Origin of the sequence: Ancylomarina sp. (genome assembly GCF_041555295.1) — a bacterium.
Classification (GTDB): domain Bacteria; phylum Bacteroidota; class Bacteroidia; order Bacteroidales; family Marinifilaceae; genus Ancylomarina.
This window is the reverse complement of sequence record NZ_JBFFKR010000375.1, coordinates 1-2742: the sequence shown is the minus strand read 5'-3', so window position 1 is coordinate 2742 and position 2742 is coordinate 1. Positions and strand designations below refer to the sequence as shown.

General features: G+C 36.7%; 5 protein-coding genes and 1 pseudogene. 1 reads left to right on the top strand and 5 read right to left on the bottom strand.

The genetic code is table 11. The annotated features are described in order from the left end of the window. The 5 genes and pseudogenes from ABY905_RS16130 to ABY905_RS16110 form a co-directional block, all read right to left on the bottom strand. Window positions 1–284, bottom strand: a pseudogene (locus ABY905_RS16130) (hypothetical protein); the annotation flags it as partial. A gap of 34 nt (window positions 285–318) precedes the next feature. Further along, complete coding sequence (locus tag ABY905_RS16125) at window positions 319–1023, bottom strand: aromatic aminobenezylarsenical efflux permease ArsG family transporter (RefSeq protein ID WP_372645726.1); 705 nt, start codon at window positions 1021–1023, stop codon at window positions 319–321. Window positions 1024–1223: 200 nt separating this feature from the next. Beyond that, entirely contained in the window at window positions 1224–1706 is a 483-nt protein-coding gene (locus tag ABY905_RS16120; RefSeq protein WP_372645724.1) for a nitrophenyl compound nitroreductase subunit ArsF family protein, read from the bottom strand. Between the two features lie 20 nt (window positions 1707–1726). After that, window positions 1727–1963: a thioredoxin family protein gene (locus ABY905_RS16115; protein ID WP_372645722.1), complete on the bottom strand. Its 237-nt coding sequence runs from the start codon at window positions 1961–1963 to the stop codon at window positions 1727–1729. Window positions 1964–1999: 36 nt separating this feature from the next. Next, window positions 2000–2323 carry an ArsR/SmtB family transcription factor gene (locus ABY905_RS16110; RefSeq protein WP_372645720.1) on the bottom strand — a complete coding sequence of 108 codons (324 nt, stop codon included), beginning with the start codon at window positions 2321–2323 and terminating at the stop codon, window positions 2000–2002. Between the two features lie 174 nt (window positions 2324–2497). Here ABY905_RS16110 and ABY905_RS16105 point away from each other — a divergent pair. Further along, the coding region (locus ABY905_RS16105) for a hypothetical protein (RefSeq protein WP_372645718.1) at window positions 2498–2742 on the top strand (245 nt) is incomplete at its 3' end.

Sequence of the window (2742 nt, the reverse complement as noted above, 5' to 3'; positions counted from 1 at the left end):
GTTGATTTACCAGCTAAAGCCTTTTTAGTTTTCTCAGGAGAGAAATAGCTTCGAATGATACCAACACCAAAAATGACCAGAACCAGAAGTAAGAGTACTTTGGGAACTTCGAATATAAAGAAACGCAAGGTTTCGCTCAAATGACTTTTGGGAATTTGAAACAAACCATCAATCAGAAAATCAGCGATATTCTGCAGGTTGATATAAAGTAGGATCCAAATAGGTAGCAGCAATAGCGCTGTCCCCAATTGTTTTTTGTTGCTGAAGCTTATTGATTTAATCATGATCTTAATGTGTGAAACCTGTCAGGTTGAAATATTATTGTATAAAGAAAATGTACGTGAAATAAAGTCCGGCTAGTATAAAGACGATAGCAGCTACTTTTCTAAACCAAAATTCAAATGTTTTAACCTTATTGTAGAATCCGCCCACACCTGATAAAGTGAAAGCAAGGAGGTAAGCTATAATAATAACAGGAAGCCCCGTTGCTATAGCGTAAACAAATGGAAGGAATAAACCATCAGGCTGCGAAATACTTATAGGTATCAACATGCCGAAATAAAGAATACCACTGTATGGACAAAATGCCAGGGCAAAAATAATACCCAATAACAAAGCTCCCCAATAGCTTCCCTTGATCTTTTCTCCATCAAGTTTTTCGGTGATTCGACCAACGCCTGGAAAGTTGAATGAAATGATATCAAGCATGAATACGCCAATGATAATAAGTACAGGACCTAACAGGCGTTCGCCATAAGTATGAAAGAATGATGAAACATCGAATTTACTTGCACCAAAATAAAGAATAACACCTAGTACCGTGTAGCTGATGGCACGACCTAAAGTATAAACCAAACCACTTATAAATATTTTTCTCTTATCACCTAAGCTTTTACTAATATAGGCCGTTGCCGTAATATTAGTTGCCAGAGGACAGGGGCTGATAGCCGTCATTAAACCTAAAAGGAAGGCTGATAATATGGGCAAATTACTTTGCGAAAGCAGTTGATCTAAATATTCCATTTTGTCAAATTTCGAACTCAGTTAAGGCTTGTACAAGTCTATTCACAGAAACATGTGATGCCGTGTTCTATGTTATTCTATAAGAATAATAAGTTTGTTTAATTGATTTGATATATCCGGCATAGCGTGGTTAACCTCTATGCCGGATTGAAAATAGTCATGTGATTCAATATATGACTATAGTATTCTAGAGTAGAAATCTAGATTTCAGTTTTGATTGTAGATTCTAATTTTTCAAGATAAGCCTGAGGGTTGTTGATTGCATTGCGGAAAGCAAATGTTGTCAGGTCTTCAATTTTTCCTGATTTGGCATGTTTGATCATTAAACTAGATCCGGTAGCTTCAAATTCCTTGGCAAGCGATTTGTTTTCTTCCTGATCAATATTGACATCGAAGAATTTAACATTCAATTTCTCAGCAAGTTTCTTTGCTTCAGAACCAACAACCTTGCAGGTTTTACATTTTCTATCGCCATGAAAGTAATAGATGCCAGCAGTTTCAGTTGTAGATTCAGCTACTTTAGTATCGCTACATTTCGAAGGGCATTGTGAGCATTCTGTTTTGCAAGCAGCTTCTTCTACTTTTGCAGTTTCTTCTACTTTTTCAGTTTTTTTAGCATTCGACTGGCATGCGCCAAAACTTAGTGCAAGGGCAAGAACGGCTAGGCCTAAATAATTTTTCATTTTAGATTTGTTTATTTGGGTTATACTGATTGAATTAGATCTTTAATTTCTGATACAGAAGGTACCTTACCACTAAATAATACCTTCTCGTTCACGACTAGGGCAGGAGTAGACATCACGCCATAAGAAAGAATTTTCATCATATCATCCACTTTGGTAATTGTGGCTTCAATGTTTAGTTCTTCAACAGCTTTTTGTGTAGCATCGTGTAGGGTGTTGCATTTTTTGCAACCAGGGCCTAATACTTTTATTTCCATATTTATAAAGTTTATAGAATGCGTTTGCATCCCTAATTATTTGTGTTGACTAATTTCATGCTCAGCCTTAAAAAGTGTTTCAAACACATTGCTAGCCTTTGCCCAATTCTCTTTATTCAGACAGTATTTAATCTTTGGAGGAACAATTTCTCCCTGAATTAAACCTGCTGCTTTCAACTCCTTAAGATGTTGAGAAAGGGTGGAGCGGGCTATGGGCACTTCCTCTGCCAAATCGCCACTGTAACAACAGGATTGTTTTGATAAAAGTTTGCAAATATAGACTCTCACAGGATGTGAAAGTGCTTTGGCAAAACGGGCCAATTGTTTTTCTTGGTCGGAATAAAATTCGTGTTCGGTCATATGTTTCGCATTTCGTAAAAATACGAAACGAAGGTAGCGATTTATTTTAAAAATCAAAATGGGATCTTTCTTTTTTCGATAATCGAAAGCAAAACAGTCCTATAAATGTTATCTTCGGCTGATAAATTATGCTCATGTGATGCTATTGATCATGAGCGATGAAAGATAAAAATGATGCGTACAATAAAGGAGCTTAAAAGCTTGGTATACCATAAGATATTAGAAGAACTCGATCGGAAAATTGAGGTGATTCGGGGGGCAATAGCTTCTGCAAAGGACGCTAGAAACAATGATACCAAGAGTAGTGCGGGCGATAAGTTCGAAACAGGTCGCGAGATGATGCAGATTGAGATTGAAAAGAATGAAGTTTTGCTGAATCAGACAGCTAAAAATCGAAAAGAACTTGCACGAATCGACAT